The sequence below is a fragment of the Maribacter sp. PR1 genome (assembly GCF_028464145.1).
Taxonomy (GTDB): domain Bacteria; phylum Bacteroidota; class Bacteroidia; order Flavobacteriales; family Flavobacteriaceae; genus Maribacter.
The window spans coordinates 23,812-39,905 of record NZ_JAQPCG010000005.1 but is presented as its reverse complement, the minus strand read 5'-3'; the positions used below and the strand labels follow the sequence as shown (position 1 = coordinate 39,905).

Genomic DNA, 16,094 nt, shown 5'->3' with positions numbered 1-16,094 from the left:
CTGCGCTCGATATGACGGCTCGACCTAACATTTTTTTTAACAAAAGTTAAATTTCATTTTACGTCAATGCCTTTTCCACTAGCCTCTTGGATTTTTGTGATAAAGGAAGCTTTAAAGCAGCCGCCTGACCCTCTTTTGACATTTTCCGCCATGTTTTTTGCAAGATATCCAGTATTTTTTCTTCCGGATGCTCCGACATAAAAGATTCAAAATAATATTCTAAAAATACCAAACATATTACGTCTTCTAAAGTTTGGGTCTCCGGGTCACGTTTAAGTTGTTTTTTTTCGAGTAGGAATTCTACTTTTTCAACGACATCCTGTCCATAACCCACCTCCTTTAAGATTTCTGAGGCCTTCTTCGCATGAAATTTTTTAAGGTCCTGTCGCCATTTTAAATACCCAACTCGATTATTTTCATAAGAATCCCTTGGAATTTCCCATCTACAGATGTGTTGTGCCCTGGCCGTTAATTTTAAAGCTTCAGAAGCTTCAGGGGCAAACTCGTTCAGTTTTTCGGTCATGCGAATCGCATATAAAACTTCCTTGGGATATTCCTTACCAAGATAGGTTTCCTTATTGGGGTCTTTTTTGTTTGCTTCATCGAAAAGTTCAAAAGCCCTGTATAATTTATCCGAAGTAGGCATGTATCTATTTTTAAACTAAGATACGATATTGGATAAACCTGACTTAAAAATTTAATGACCGGAAAAGAACGGGCATGATTGAAAAATTAAATATTTGAAAGTTTATTCATATACTTGACTTTCTAATATTACGTGAATGTCCTAAAAAGTTTATTATCCACGGACTTATTGATATACTATTTAACCATGAAAAAACTTTTATCCTTCTTTTATCTTGTAATTACATTTTCATTCTGCTTTGCCCAAGATGATGTGAAAAGAACCATCGTCACTACCGATGGTGAAATAGATGATGTAGATACTTTTATTCGGTTTTTATTGTATACCAATGAATTCGAAACCCAAGGCTTGGTCTACTCCAGCTCCATGTGGCACTGGAAGGGAGATGGACAAGGAACCACATTTACCAGTGAAATGGAAATGACCCAAAGAATTTATGGAGAAAACTTGACCGACTTAAGATGGCCAGGTACCCAATGGATGGAAGAGCTTTTATCAGCATACAAAAAGGTATACCCAAATCTAATCCTACATGACAAAAACTATCCTACAGCAGAAAAGTTATTGGGCATGGTACGAATTGGCAATATTGATTTTGAAGGGGAAATGGCAAAACGGACAGAAGGATCTAAATTGATTAGGGAAAAATTATTGGACGATGACCATAGAGAACTTTTTTTACAGGCTTGGGGAGGTACAAATACCATTGCCCGTGCCCTTAAATCAATAGAAGAAGATTATTCTGGCACCAAGGATTGGGAAGTTATAAAGGATAAAGTATCGAAGAAGGCAATTATCTATACCATTATGGACCAGGATGCCACGTACAAAAATTATATTGGTCCAAATTGGCCGGAAATAAGAGTATTTTATAATTCAAATCAATTCTGGTGTTTTGCTTACCCTTGGAAACAAGTGGTTCCAAAAAGCCAGCAACCCTATTTAGAAGGTAGCTTTATGGGGCCGAATATCATAAACAACCATGGTCCATTACTAAAGAAATATTATTCCTACGGTGATGGACAGCAACAAGAAGGAGACCCGAACCATTTTGAAGGTGATATCTCGAAAATAATTAATACGGAGCGAGGTGATTTTTCTAAATATGACTTCATATCCGAAGGGGATAGCCCCGCCTTTCTTCATTTGGTGGATGTTGGACTGGATAATTATAAATCCCCTTCCAGAGGAGGATGGAGCGGTCGTTTTGTACTTTCCGAAGAAAACCCATTTCGATATGAAGATGGGAATAGGGCGGCTGACTTAAATCCGGAAACCGGTGAATTGGATACCAGTTATCCACAAACCCGCTGGATAAAGCCAATGCAGCTGGATTTTGCCGCACGGGCGGATTGGTGTATCAAAACATTTGAGGAAGCCAATCATTCCCCGGAGATTAAAATATCAGAAGGTTCAAAAATTAATGCCGTGCCTGGGGAAACCATTACCCTTAACGTTTCTACATTTGATGTAGATAATCATCCTGTAGCCTTGAACATTTGGTGCTATGAAGAAGCTGGTAGCGGAAAAGTAGAAGTGGAAACCAAACAAAACAGTGCGACGATAAAAATACCAATGACTACCAAAAGTGGAAGCCAATTTCATATCATCGTTGAAGGAACCGATACAGGTTTCCCTGCATTGACAAGGTATCAAAGAGTCATTATTACTGTAAAATAGTATCCTAAATAAGAACACTCGTATTCTAAATAGTTCCCTTTTTTTTATGCTAATAGGCATCTGGGAAAATTGATTTTTATTGAATATGAATCGATTTCAAATATTAAATTAAAAACCCAATACACTGTAATTTAGTAGTATACAAATTCTAAGAAAGGGAAACCTAAATAAACAAAGATTAAACATGTACTAAATCACACTCAATATCGTTTTTATATATAATTTCCTACAAACCCCCCGGAAGTATGCAGATTTCAATTATTGGTAGAAAACCATTAAAGACCATATGTTTTTTTGTCATTGTTCTTATGAACTTCTTCGTGACTAACGCACAGAATGTTCAGGAACTTGAATTTTTACTGTCTCAACCAGAGCTAACAACAAGAGAGCGTATCGATATTTTATATACCCTAAGCAGAGAATTAACCTATGTAGACAATATAAAGTCTCTTAAGTACGCTGAAGAAGCTTTGCATCTAGCCATAGAGATACAAGACATTGATGGTATTGCATACAGTTATAGAATACTTTCCAGCATCTACGCCATTAACGATAATTATTTCATGAGCATGGAATATATCCACAAAGCATTGGATATTTTTGAAAAACGTAACGATGAGGAAGGAATAGCGAATTGTTATATTTCCTTGGGCCATATTTATCGCAGTTTGAATAATCGTTCGCAAGAAATAAACTTCCATAAAAAATCCTTCGAAATCTTTAATAGGCTTAATATAACAGAGCGAATCGGGGTATCGTCCCATAATCTTGGAGAAAGCTATTATAACAATAAAGAGTTCAAAAAAGCAGAAAACCTAACTCGGTTGGCCATACGAATAAATGATTCTATCCTGAATCTTCCGGTACTTTCAAGTTGTTATAAAGTAATAGGTCTAATCAAGGAGAATGAAAACCAAATAGACTCTGCAAATTATTATTTTAAAAAAGTTCTCCAGATATCCGATGAACTTGGAGAAAACGCACAAAAGGTGGCCACGGTTGAAGCTTTGATGCAGTTAGCTACAATCGCAAAAGCGAATAAAAACTATAACCTTCAATACGAATACCTTGAGCAAACTAAAGCATTTTGTGAAAAGTTTAATTTGAATCAGTCGCTGCTCCAGGTATATCATAAATTGCAAAAATTCTATTTAGATTTTAACAATACCGAGAAGGCAACATATTATCTCAATGCATACAATGAACTTTCCAATGCGGTCCATAGGGTTCAATTAGAAGATCGTAACAGGCTTACAGAAAGTATGGCTTCCATTCATCAATTGAATACAACAACCGCAGCACTTGAGAAAGAAAATGCGGCGCAAGCTTCAACTATTTTTTATCGTAATATCAGTTTATTCATCACGGCTCTTTTCTTAATCGGGCTTTTTATAGTGTTGAGAAAACTTAGGCGAATCAATAAAGAACTAATCTCCCAAAATGAAACTATACATAAACAAAAATCCAAATTACAGGAACTCAATGCCACAAAAAATAAATTCTTTAGTATCGTTGCCCATGATTTGAGAAGTCCTTTGGCCTCTCTTAAATCATTTAGTTCTGTATTGGTCGACCATATAGACTTGTTGAGCAAGGATGAAATTCTAAACATGGGTAAAAAACTAGATATATCGGTAGATAACACCCTTAAGATGGCCGATAACTTGATTGTTTGGGCCAAAAGTCAAATGAATGTAATCGAGGACAAAAAGGAACTTATTAATTTAAAGCAAGTAGTTATCGAAGTTGTTCAGGTTTTCAAAGAAATCGCCATCAACAAAGAGGTAAGTCTCGTCACTTCCATAATGGGTGCCCCAAAATTTATGGGGGATAAAGATCAGGTTGAGTTTATCATTAGAAACTTAATCAACAATGCCATAAAGTTTACGCCGAGAAAGGGTATGGTTAACGTATCTGTTACGCAAACTTCCAATCATATTAAAATAGTCGTTTCCGATACCGGTGTTGGAATGACTCCCGAGTATAGGGATAATCTGTTCTCCATTCAAAAATCTAAGGGAATTCCTGGTACCGAAGGTGAAAAAGGTAGTGGACTTGGCCTAGTACTTAGCTCCGAATTCGTGAAAAGAAACGATGGCAAAATACAGGTTGAAAGTAAAGAAGAAAAAGGTACTACCATTACCGTTACTTTTTCAGGTGAAAGAAATGTAGCCTAGTTTTTTGGGATGTCAATTCTCAAAATATTTTCTCAATCCTCCAGGTCCACATTCCATTCACTAACCTCTTCATCGATGTCAAGGATTCTTGCTTTTTAAAGCCGTTATGAATACCAAGATGCCCATAAAGTTTAATCTGGTTTTAAGCCACTAAAATGATTAATAGGCATATTGAAATTGTGTAAGTTCTTTGAGCAATTGATTTGCTTTTAATTTAGAAGTTGGTTGGATAAAGGTATATTGGTAGAGCTGAGGTTTCGGAGGTTTCGGAGGTTTTGCAAAGCAGTGTTTTATTCTTTAAAAGTTTTGCCGGATTGATAGAAAAAACCAAACTCAACAAACTTTTAGATTTATTTCCATGCAGAAGCCATAATTGTTTATGTTGCAAAAAGAATCCAAAGAGACTCAAAACTCCTGTTTTTGTCGGAATCAAGGGACTTCAATCCTATTCAATTACCCTTTTCCGTAACACCTGAAAAAAACCATAATAATATTCCTTGATGGCTAAAGCCTTACCCTGGTCGTTGGTCTGAAATTCAATAAAGTCATAAGGAAAACTTTTCAACCAAAACTTATTTTTGCCCATAGGCCAAAGTTTTTCACAATTCGCATTAATGCAATATTGTAGTTGGCCATCCTGTAAATTGACCGTTACAGTTTTACCTTGATGATCAAACTCGGTGTCGAATCCATGATAGTCCCCGACATATTGATAAAGGTTTGTAATTTCTTTGAAACCACTTGAGTAATCAGGGATTTTTCTGCCCAGTGCGACCGACATGTATTTGGTAAAAATTTGATTCATGTCGAGTGGCGTGCCATCTGTGTTCATTAGTCCGGCAAACGTTACATTCCTATCCGGGAAAAAAGCCATGATTGCATACGTGGTTTTCCAACCTCCGGTATGACCAATTATACGTTCACCTAAAAATTCGCCGTTTCTAACCCCATAGCCATAACCGGTGGATAAGGAATTACTGAGCTCCGTAGGTTTGACCATTTTTTCATATGCAGATGGTTCAATGATTTTACCTTTTGACCAGAATTGAGGGTAAAGTGCGAGCATTTCTGTAGTGGTCGTCAAACCCCCGTCCCCCATAACATAACTCCATGTAGGTACTTTGTCAAACCTCTCTTTGCCATAGTTGAAAATAGGCGAAGTTTCCGGGCTTTCGACAGCATACTTTAATAGTTGGAAATCCAGATTTGACCGTTGGTTGATATAATCTTCAATGAGCTGCTGCCAGGGTCTGCCAGTTATATTTTCTGCTATGAACGCCATGAGCATAAAACCCGAATTGCAATATTGATAGTTGGTACCAGGTTCAAAACGCAAGTCTTTTCCTTTGAAAAAGGCAAGTAAATCTTTTTTAGTAGGCAGTACTCCGTTCTCCATAAAGACCCTATCCATTTCCAAAGCATAATCCATCAATCCCGAAGTATGGGAAAGCATATGCCTTAGTTTTATTTTTTCGGCCAAGGCTTCTTCCGGAAATTCAGGCATGAGTTGCTCAAGGGATGTATCAAGGCTAAGTCTACCTTCCTCTATCAATTTCATAATTACGGTAACCCCTACAAGTTTTGAAACAGAAGCAATATCAAATCGTGTTTCATTGGCTACGGGCTGGGTCTTTTCAACATCGATATGACCAAATCCACTATTGTACAAAACTCTTTTTCCGGATGTTATCGCCACGGAGAAGCCCATAATACTTCCTTCACTCAATATTTCCATACCCAAGGAATCGAGGGATTCTTGATTTATATTAAGAGGGGAATCTATCTGAGCGCATGTTGTTAGGCAACACAAAAAATAAAGTATAAAGATGCACATCAAGCTTTTTAAACCACCCATAACTTTTAACTATCAATCTAATCTTTTTTGTACGACTCCATTTTTGATTACCGTATGGATGTGCAAAGTATTCTCAATGTTTTCTAAAGGATTATTGTCCAATAGGACCATATCGGCCATCTTACCTATTTCAATGGAGCCCAAACTATCTTGTGCTTTCATCATTTTAGCGGCGTTCAAGGTTGCCATTTTTATGATCTCCATCCTATCCATTCCTCCCAATTCGAACAACAGCATTTCTTCATGTAAGCTATAGCCCGGCAAAACAAACGTTCCAGTATCCGTACCCAAGGCGAAGTTTATAGCTTTTTTTTGTAATTTCTTAATGTCATCCACTTGAAAGGAAGCAATGTCGGTAAGACCGATATCCTCTTTTTGAAGATAATATCTCCAAAACTTGATGTTGTCATTTGAACGGGCGATGTAACCAGAATCATTTGCCTTTTCCAAATCGGCCTCATCAAAGATTCCTTCTTGACGAACAGCCTCCACCCACTCTGGAAACAGGGGATATAAAAAGCCTTTGTCAATCGTCAACGTGGTGATGAACGAGGGTTCAATTGCGTATAACTTTTTCAAGAGCAGGGTATCCTTTTGAAAGTCAATGTCAATGCCCGTCCAGTGCACAAAGTTTTGAATACCCGCATCCAATGCCATTTCCAATTCTACATTATCACTTACATGGGCAAAAACATCTGTTCCGTTTTTGGTAGCTTCCTCTTGCACTTTATTTATAAAAGCCTGAGGCATGCGCTCTACCATGGGCGGATGCGGCCCATCTTCAATGGTAAGCTTAATGCCTACGATGGGATTCTTGCTAACACTTTTTACCAATTCTTCAATTTGAAGGGTATCTTTAAGTAAGAATACAGTTTCTCCATCGACCCAATTGCCTTTATAAGTTTTTACAGGATGCCTGCCCTCCATTGAAAAGTGTTGGCTTGTATGAAAAACATGAGGTGCCGGAATACTATCTTGATTGCCTCGTTGCCGCATCTCGGCATAGTATTCATCGGTACACAAGCTTCCCCCAGTCACAAATACCGATGTGACTCCATAATGGACGTATATTGGAAAATCCCTTTCGTAATCCGAAGTGTGAATGTGGCAATCGAACAGGCCGGGTATAAGGTATTTTTCGGTTCCATCAATCATTTCTTTCCCCATTCCTATGGAACCTTTCCCAATGGCCATTATTTTGCCATTTGTAAGCCCAACGGATACTTCTTTTTGAATAGCATTTCCGGTACCATCGATAAGGTTGACATTAGAAATCAACAGATCATACTCAACATTTCTATCCGAGTTACATCCGAATAAAAACACTACAGTAATTAAAAACATTATTTTATTCATTATTATAATTTAATATTCTCATTTTCACATAAAAGGTATAACAAAAACCGAAGCCAATAGATCCATAATCCTACTGCCCAAATCAGAAAGCCAAAAGTAGTCTGCGAAAAAGAAAATTGCGAAAACGGCTATGACTGAAACTAAATCTATCCAAACGGGCTTTTTATAATTGACCATATCAACGGTAAACAGGCACATAGCAGGTAGTATCTGAAGTCCTTTATTAAAGATTTGACTGTTTTGCATTCCTAAATCAAAAGATATTCGAAAAATCGCTGCACTCATGAGCATGACCATACAACCCAACATAAAACGCTTGTGGAGAAATCCTTTTTTTCTGTAAATGAAGGCCAACGTAAACAGAAAATACCCTGAGAATAATCGAAACACGTTGTGCCCGGCATCATCTACACCAATGAGTCCGGCATGGGCTTTGTAAACTACTGGGAACATACCCGAGGGCACCATTAAAACCATAACCACCAGACCAAAGATTCCCAAGGTTTTATGCAAACGATAGTTTTGGTACTGGATTAAAAAAACCTGTATCCCATATAATAGAATCCAAATGGTAAAAACAATACCGTGCACTACCAACGGCAGTGGAAGGGGATCTGCATCTTTATATAATTTTAATAAGTAAAATGAAGGTGCAAATCCCCAGAATACTATTAGAACATACCAAATAGCAGAACTCCTGAAAAAAATATGTTCAGAACTAAATTTCATTCTCATTTGTTTTCTTACCATTTCCGTTTGTAACGGTCAAGTATAAATCTGAATCTAGTTTGGGGCAATATCGCCCGAAGTATTGTTTGAAAATGAATTTCCGGATTCGGATAAGGAATTTCCGCCCTGAACAAAATCGATACCCCAACCCCCACTTTCTCTAATTGTGCTATTCTCAATGGTCAGGCTTCCACTGCAGTGTATTACTATATTGCCCTGCCCTCCAGCATTGTACATTTGCTTTGAGCCGCCACCAGAAATTTCACAATAAATCAAGCGGTTTGCAGAAGTACTTGAATTGATTCCTAGACCTAACCACGTGCCTTGACCTTCCATAGCACCCCTGAAAATGATGGGTTCTTCAGTGGTCCCCTGTGCGTTTAAAGATCCAGTGTTGGGAATACAATCGACCCCGGGACTACCCAAGACGAAACCAGCGCCAGTTTCGAACTCCAAAATGGTTCCTGCTTCAATGGTAATCGCCGTTTCCACATAGGTCTCCCGACCGGACTCCTCCGTTTCGATACGGTAGGGAACTTCCAGTTTTTTGATGGTAAGGTCGGCATCGGTCATGGCATCCCCTTCGACCTGGACATAGGGTCTTCCATTACCTTCCGCATAGGAGGTGGCAGCGTCCAATTGATCCACTTGTGGCAAGTGCATCCACAGCGGGGCCAACTCGTTGTTAACGATTGTATTTTGTTCAAAGTTTTCCAGTTCGGCATCATCGTCTAGCATATAGATTCCAAATTCACCGCTATCCGTAATAGAGGAATTTTGGATGGTTACCCTACTATTGCATTGTAATGTGATGTTTGCGGCAAAGTCTGAAGCGTTGTAGATTTCGTCGCTACCGCCACCGGATATATTACAGTAAATCAATTTATTGTTTGGGCTCGACGAGTTGAAGCCAAGTCCCAACCAAGTTCCCTTTCCGGAGGTTACCCCTTTGAACGTAATCGGACTGTCCAAAGTTCCTGTGGCGTTTAAAGAACCTGAAGTATCTGCACAATCAGAAGCCTGTTCTCCCAGTCGAAATCCTGCACCGTTGGTAAACTCTAAAGTATTTCCGGCAGCAATGTTCAAGGCATTTTTAATATTGTATTTTTTACTTTCCGTAAATCGATAAGGAACATCCAAAAATGGCATATTTACGATATCACTCTCAATTTCATTCTCCCGCACTTCAATGTAGTTTTTTCCATTTCCCTGATAATCCGATGATGTATCCAAGTCTCCCATCTGATTGAAGTAGAGAGCAACAGGGGCTTCCTCATTGTCCGAGATAGTATTTCCCGCAAATTCTTCCAAATCACTTTCATCAGTAATGAAAAGGCCATATCCATCATTGTTTATAATCGTGCAGTTGACAATTGCTGCCGACGAGTCCTCATCCCTTGATAATTGAACAGCTCCCTTCTCTCCGGATTGGCCGGAAGCAGTACGCCCTGCATGCATGACCGTAACATGTTCCAATCGATTTTCAGGGTGGGTAGAACCAAAATAGATACCTTTCCAGATACCTTTGTTCTCAGAAGCTCCCAAAAATTTAATGGGGTTATCTGATGAACCAACCGCTTTTATTCCACCACCTTCACTCGTAAAGATTCCGCTTTCCTCTCCTTCGAAGGCAATATTGACCCCTGGTTGAATTGTTAATAACGCATTGGCTTTTACCGATATGGCACACTGTATTACATAGTCGATAGCATCTCCCGGTTCGATATCCTCCCATGTCGTGTTTTCAATAATTTCGAATTGATCACATAATGAGGCTGTTGCATCAATGACGGTAAAGTTAGGTCCAGTTACACTTTCCCCATCAACAGTTACCGAAACAGAACCTGTAGTCGCATTCTCAGGTACCTCGACAACCAATTCGGTCGTCGAAGCTGATGTAACGGTAGCCACGGTTCCATTAATTTCAACCTCGTTCTGGGTATTGGTACCACTAAAATTGGTGCCTGTTATGGTTAATTCGGTTCCGACCACCCCACTGGTCGGAGCTATTGATGTAATGGTAGGTCTCAAATTGATTGGTTCATCATCTGTAATAGGTTCATTGTTCCCATCCTTGCTACAACCTAATACTAAAAGTAAAAGAAGACCTGTCAAAAGGTTTTCAAAAACAGTCTTGCCCGACTCTATGATTGGATTCTTCATAATTGATAGATTTTTATCTTAAAAATTACGGGGGAACTTTTAGTCGCCTATAAAAGTATATTTCAACACGTTTAAAGGCTGACGATCCAGAACCAAAAAGTAACACCAACGAACCAAATATTAATAAAAAACGTTAGGAATCAATAAGATGAAGGAGAGACACCGTACCGTTCCTTAAAGCATTTGGCGAAATAAGAAAGATTGCTAAAGCCGACTTGATACGCAATTTGAGTTACTGTATCCGCCTTTTGTCCCAATAATTGAGCTGCACGCTTTAATCGGAAATTACGTAGTAAGTCTCGAGGAGATTCGCCGGTCAATGCCTTTAACTTTCTATTAAGTTGGGTTTTACTTATGGCGAGTTCGCTTTGCATTTGTGGTACGTTAAAATTAAAATCGGAATATTTTTCTTCCAATAGGTTCAATACCTGTTCTAAAAACTTTTTATCCAGTGATGTAGTGGTTATTTTTTTAGGGTCAACAGCATGCCTGTTGTCCATATAGTGCTGTCGTAACCTTTGTCGCTGAACAATAAGGTTTTTAACCCTTGCGGATAGCTCTTTTGCACTAAAAGGCTTTGTAATGTACTCATCGGCTCCGGTTTCCAGACCTTGAATCTTGTTTTCTTCCCCTGCTCGGGCAGTCAGCATGATAATGGGAATATGGCTTGTCGATAAATTGGTCTTTAATTTCTCACAGAGTTCCATACCGTCCATTCTGGGCATCATCAGATCAGTGATGATCAAATCGGGCATATGTGAAACTGCTGTTTTTAAGCCCTCTTTTCCGTTTTTGGCCAGCATTACCCGATACTTTTCCAAAAGTTGGTTTTTAATGAACTGCCGCATATCCTCATTATCCTCGATAACGAGCAATCTGGGTAGCTTTCGTACATCTTCTTTAGTAAGCTCAAATGGTTTTGGCTGTACCCTTTTGCCTAAAACCTTAGGTTGAAGTAGGTCCATTTTGGATTCCGGCACCTTGATTCTTTCTATGGGAATCTGAACCGTAAAATACGTACCCATGCCCTCCTCGCTTGAAACGGTAATAGTTCCATCCATTAATTTTACTAAATCCTTTGAAAGTGACAAACCAATACCGGACCCTTCTTGGTCTCTTGTGCTACTGCTATCCACTTGATAAAAACGGTCAAAAATATAGGGAAGTTTATCTTCGGAAATGCCCCGCCCAGAATCGGAAACTTGAATGACCAATTCATCTTCCACAAAAGAAACCTGGACGGCGACCTGCTCTCCATCTTCGCAGAACTTGAATGCGTTACTGATTAAGTTATAGAAAACCTTTTCTAGTTTATCACGATCAAAGGAAGCCCAAAGAGACTCATCCGGCACTTCTACTCTATAGTCCATATTGCGCTGTGCGGCATAAGAATTGAAAGATCCTGCAGCGGTCCTCAAACATTTAAAAACATCACCCTCGGTAGCTCTTAAGTGTAACTTACCTTCATCGATTCTGGAAAGGTCGAGTAATTGGTTAACCAGACCCAAAACCTTATTCGTATTGCGACGTATCATTTTAATGTCTTCCTTGTCGAGCTTATCCTCCGGGTTTTGTTCCAAATGTTCTATAGGGCCTTGAATCAAGGTCAGAGGAGTTCTGAATTCGTGGGAAATATTAGCGAAAAAATTCGATTTTAAAATGTTCAATTCTTGCAATTCCTTATTAGACTTTTGTTTTATACGGTATTGATTGTATAAGAGTACAGCCAACAAAAGAATCAATAAAGCAAATGCTATAATAGCGTTGCGCTCATTCTTTCTTTTACCCAATTGTAGAGTTTGTAATTTTTTTTCTGAGGCCAATAGCGCTATTTCCTTGGTTTTTTGTTCGTTTTGATATTTAGCCTCTATTTCTTCGGCAAGGTCTCGCTTTTCCAAGGTATAGAGACTATCCTTTCGATTCTCGTATAATATTCTAAAATCAAAGGCCTTTCTAAGATTTCCTTTGGTGTAATAAACTTGAGACAGTGTTTTGTATCCATCCATCTCCGTCAAATCAGCACCTATGTTCTGGGCAATTCTAACCGCTTTACTTGAAAATATTTCGGAGCTATCAAGTTTTGTAAAATAGAAATATTCTTGCCCTAGGGCTTGGCTTGCCATCGCCATGTTGATAGAATCCCCAATTTCTTCGGCAATGAATAATGACCGACGGTAATTTTCAACTGCTTCGCCTGATTGCTTTTCATCGGAATAGATGTTTCCTATATTTTGATATACTTGGGAAATCTCTCTTTTGCTTCCCATTTTGTTATAACTTTCAAGTGCTTTTTGATACCGTAAAAGTGCTTCTTCGGGCTTGCCTTGGTTTCTCAAAACAATGCCCATGTTCTTCATCAAAAAGGCTTGCCCGGGTAAAAAATCAAATTTTCTGAAAAGACTATCACTTTTGGTAAAATAGAAAATTGCTTCATTGTAATTGGCCAACTTCTGATGTATCAACCCAATATTGGCCATATTTATCCCTGCGTTTTTTTCATTTCCTATTTGGGTATTTACTTTTGATGCCTCTGTATAGGCTTCCATTGCCTTTTTATATTCTCCTCGTTCGTTGAATACATTTCCCAAGTTATTGTAGGAACTGGCAACACCTTCAAAATCCCTGATTTCCTTGGCAAAATCAATATTTAATTGAAGGTATTCCTCTCCCTTATTTAGATTACCTTTTCTAGTGTGGGCGTTTCCCAAACCTATTAGCGCAGTACTCTTACCATCATCGAAGTTTATATTTTCGGCAATGGAAAGGGCATTTTGAAAAAAGGTAAAGGCTGAGTCGTAACTTGATCGGTCCGTTAAAAGTTCTGCACGTGACACCAATGCCAGAACTTCAAATTTTTCCTCTTCCATTTGGGCTGACACCTTTAAGGCACTGATAACATTCCTCTCTGCCTTTTTTGGATCTTTATAGCGATACTCGTCTACCAATTCAAGTAAAATGTTGACCTTATTGGAATCAATTTTCTCAATTTGTAGTACTTGCTCAAGGCTATCAATCTTTGATTGAGGCGAGACTTTAAAGGATAATAGCGTTACTATGACAATTAGCAGTCGGGTCATCCATAAATTTAAGAATTATCTAATTATCAAGGGAATAAAGGAATTAAAAGTATGTTTATGGAATTTTTTGATAGAGTACCTACTAGGAATAAAAAATTCAAAAACACCGATTTGTTGACTATTGAGGTAATTTTAATTCATGAAATGATATTTAAAAAAAATATCTAGAACACTATTTTTGATAATTAAAGAATTACCATATTCTAAAATATTGGTGAGGTTTTAAATTTCAGGTTTCTTCCGTAACTTATTTTCTGGTCATTGAATCCAGTTAAATTTACATTCTTTTTGGGGGCAGGTGTTGAAAAGAGCCTGTTGAAAGAGCTAAGAATGGTTTGATTTATTGGATTTACCTTAAGTGCGGCCTTTTGAAAAGGTTCCCCTAATTTACTCATTTTGTCGAGTAGGACGATTCAAAGGAATTCAAGGTTATTATCTATGAATAAGCTAATTATCAAATCAATTGCCTTTGATAATTGAAAGCAGATTATGGGCTGGCAATAGTTTCGTTTTATTTTGGATTTTCCATAATCTCCTTCACCAATTCAGGATTTGTTTTTTCTACACCTGTAAGAAGAAAAACAATCATACCTGCATCGGAGGCATCAAAAGATTTGGATTTTACCTTATTCCAGTTTGGATCGCCATACCAGTCTAAATTATTATCTTTAATACAGGTTTCTAATCTGCTGTAAAGCCAATCCCATGCGCCTTTTTTATAGTGTTTGTCATTTCTTGCTTTAGAGGTTTTAATCCAGTCAAAATTTTCGATTGGGGCTCTCAATCCTTCGTATTCTTCACCTCCATTTTGATCTGCAATGTATACTAGGTTTATGGCTCCTTTGTCTTTTGGTTCAAAAGCAGTTCTTATTTCATCAAACGTCCATCCGGTATGCTTGCTTTCTACATACGTTTGTTCCCCACTAACGTAGGGTCGGTCAGCGTGTTCATTGTTCCAACTGGAGTGGGTTATCAATGTAACATATTTTCGTTTATCGACCTTTGCCCTATTTATTCCTTCACCAACTACCTGCATTGGTCCTGCAGCAACAATAAAAAGTGGATTGTCCTCCGAAGATTCGTTTATGGCCTTTGCCATTTCATTATATGCTTTTTCAGGATGATCAACAGCGCATATAAAATTTGTTTTGTTAAAACCAAAATACTCCTTGCCTTCCAAAGTACTTTTCTTCATTTGTTCGTAAGCACTAAGTACACCCTCTTTTTTGGGCCATTCCAAGTTACTTCCCCAAACATGGTCACTGTACGTATAAAGCACAACATTGTCCTGTATGCCTTTTGCCCCGAGGATAGCCAAAGAAAGTGCGGTGGCCGACCAATCATCGTTGTCGTGTTCATTTCCATCTGAGCTTATGGCGATTCTACCCCTACCCTGCCAAAGTGGCTCTGCATGGACCTGTTTTAAACTTGTATAGAAGTCGGTCATGATTGCCTCTTTGTCAAAATCCTCCCAGATTACTATTTTCCGATCATTGTTGGGTTGTTCTTCCCATTCTTCTTCAACCATGATGGGACAGGGAATGACGGATGATTCTGCCCACTCCGGGTTTTTTACAATAGCGACTGCTGCCATGTCAAAAAGCGATCTGGCGGGAGGGTTGCCGTGAAGTTCAATTTTTGAAAATAGATTCACTGCATAATCTCCAAAATTATTGAAACTGCCCCCATGTCTTCCAATAATGGGAGTAGCTATTTTAAGACCCAGTCCTGGCATTTTTGTATTTACTTCCTCTTGGGTAACTTTAACCGCGTCAGTGCCTGAAGGTTTTCCATAACGTACAGTTACCATTTCAAATTCAATCTCCGTTGCCAATACAAAGTTCATGGAAGGAATGTCATCTTCCAAATTATACTCGCCTGGGTCTGGATAATTGGACCCTAACCATACGAGCCTAATTTTATTGGCAATGGCTGGTTCTTTTTCTAAGGCCAAAGCCAAATTTGTAAGTTTTCCCACGGCAATGACTACCAGTTTTTGGTCCGTCGATTTTTGGGCTTCTGAAATAATAAAATCCACTGCTTTATATCCATCAAATGTTGGATTTCCCAAATCACCCTTTATATCTAAATAAGAATTGTTGGCCCCTTTTAACAAAGGAATATCCTGCCTCACATTAAATAGTTGCATAATACGTGCAGCCTCATCATAATGTCCCTGAATATCGCCTCCATTTCGTGTCGCATTTACGGTAATGGCTTTGATATCGAAATAATCCTGATTGGAAAACAGGTAGGCCAATGCATGCTGGTCGTCCAATTCATTGTTAGCATCGGTATCAAAGATGACATTCAGCTTTTGGGGTTTTGATACCGTTTGACCCTTTAGCTCAATGCTTCCCAAGGTTATAATTATCCCTAAAATCAATCGTATGGAAAATGACATTCTCATG

General features: G+C 38.5%; 9 protein-coding genes. 2 read left to right on the top strand and 7 right to left on the bottom strand.

All coding sequences use genetic code 11. The annotated features are described in order from the left end of the window. Nucleotides 1–58 precede the first annotated feature (58 nt). Entirely contained in the window at nucleotides 59–646 is a 588-nt protein-coding gene (locus PP182_RS11085; RefSeq protein WP_272651318.1) for a DUF4202 domain-containing protein, read from the bottom strand. A 186-nt stretch (nucleotides 647–832) separates the two neighbouring features. On the opposite strand from PP182_RS11085, the gene PP182_RS11080 reads away from it, so the two are divergent. Then, a complete protein-coding gene (locus PP182_RS11080; protein ID WP_272651317.1) occupies nucleotides 833–2,326 on the top strand; it encodes a DUF1593 domain-containing protein in 1,494 nt (497 codons plus the stop codon). 245 nt (nucleotides 2,327–2,571) lie between these two features. After that, nucleotides 2,572–4,503, top strand: coding sequence for a tetratricopeptide repeat-containing sensor histidine kinase (locus tag PP182_RS11075; RefSeq protein ID WP_272651316.1), 1,932 nt, complete (start codon nucleotides 2,572–2,574; stop codon nucleotides 4,501–4,503). A 445-nt stretch (nucleotides 4,504–4,948) separates the two neighbouring features. On the opposite strand, the gene PP182_RS11070 is transcribed toward PP182_RS11075, so the two are convergent. The 6 genes from PP182_RS11070 to PP182_RS11045 form a co-directional block, all read right to left on the bottom strand. Further along, on the bottom strand, nucleotides 4,949–6,238 hold the full coding sequence (locus PP182_RS11070) for a serine hydrolase domain-containing protein (protein ID WP_272651315.1): 1,290 nt from the start codon (nucleotides 6,236–6,238) through the stop codon (nucleotides 4,949–4,951). Nucleotides 6,239–6,370: 132 nt separating this feature from the next. After that, the gene (locus PP182_RS11065; RefSeq protein ID WP_272651314.1) at nucleotides 6,371–7,714 is read right to left on the bottom strand and encodes an amidohydrolase family protein; all 1,344 of its coding nucleotides are present in this window, start codon (nucleotides 7,712–7,714) and stop codon (nucleotides 6,371–6,373) included. Nucleotides 7,715–7,738: 24 nt separating this feature from the next. Then, nucleotides 7,739–8,443 carry a hypothetical protein gene (locus tag PP182_RS11060; protein WP_272651313.1) on the bottom strand — a complete coding sequence of 235 codons (705 nt, stop codon included), beginning with the start codon at nucleotides 8,441–8,443 and terminating at the stop codon, nucleotides 7,739–7,741. 54 nt (nucleotides 8,444–8,497) lie between these two features. Beyond that, nucleotides 8,498–10,606: an IPT/TIG domain-containing protein gene (locus PP182_RS11055; RefSeq protein WP_272651312.1), complete on the bottom strand. Its 2,109-nt coding sequence runs from the start codon at nucleotides 10,604–10,606 to the stop codon at nucleotides 8,498–8,500. Between the two features lie 140 nt (nucleotides 10,607–10,746). Next, on the bottom strand, nucleotides 10,747–13,683 hold the full coding sequence (locus PP182_RS11050) for a hybrid sensor histidine kinase/response regulator transcription factor (protein WP_272651311.1): 2,937 nt from the start codon (nucleotides 13,681–13,683) through the stop codon (nucleotides 10,747–10,749). A 511-nt stretch (nucleotides 13,684–14,194) separates the two neighbouring features. Further along, a complete protein-coding gene (locus tag PP182_RS11045) occupies nucleotides 14,195–16,093 on the bottom strand; it encodes a nucleoside hydrolase (protein ID WP_272651310.1) in 1,899 nt (632 codons plus the stop codon). Nucleotide 16,094: the final 1 nt, after the last annotated feature.

What these genes read in the sequence shown, in the direction of transcription:
- PP182_RS11075 (WP_272651316.1), top strand. Translation starts at nt 2,572, where the DNA reads ATGCAGATTTCAATTATTGGTAGAAAACCATTAAAGACCATATGTTTT.
- PP182_RS11050 (WP_272651311.1), bottom strand. Translation starts at nt 13,683, where the DNA reads ATGACCCGACTGCTAATTGTCATAGTAACGCTATTATCCTTTAAAGTC.
- PP182_RS11055 (WP_272651312.1), bottom strand. Translation starts at nt 10,606, where the DNA reads ATGAAGAATCCAATCATAGAGTCGGGCAAGACTGTTTTTGAAAACCTT.
- PP182_RS11070 (WP_272651315.1), bottom strand. Translation starts at nt 6,238, where the DNA reads ATGGAAATATTGAGTGAAGGAAGTATTATGGGCTTCTCCGTGGCGATA.
- PP182_RS11060 (WP_272651313.1), bottom strand. Translation starts at nt 8,443, where the DNA reads ATGAAATTTAGTTCTGAACATATTTTTTTCAGGAGTTCTGCTATTTGG.
- PP182_RS11065 (WP_272651314.1), bottom strand. Translation starts at nt 7,714, where the DNA reads ATGAATAAAATAATGTTTTTAATTACTGTAGTGTTTTTATTCGGATGT.
- PP182_RS11085 (WP_272651318.1), bottom strand. Translation starts at nt 646, where the DNA reads ATGCCTACTTCGGATAAATTATACAGGGCTTTTGAACTTTTCGATGAA.
- PP182_RS11080 (WP_272651317.1), top strand. Translation starts at nt 833, where the DNA reads ATGAAAAAACTTTTATCCTTCTTTTATCTTGTAATTACATTTTCATTC.
- PP182_RS11045 (WP_272651310.1), bottom strand. Translation starts at nt 16,093, where the DNA reads ATGAGAATGTCATTTTCCATACGATTGATTTTAGGGATAATTATAACC.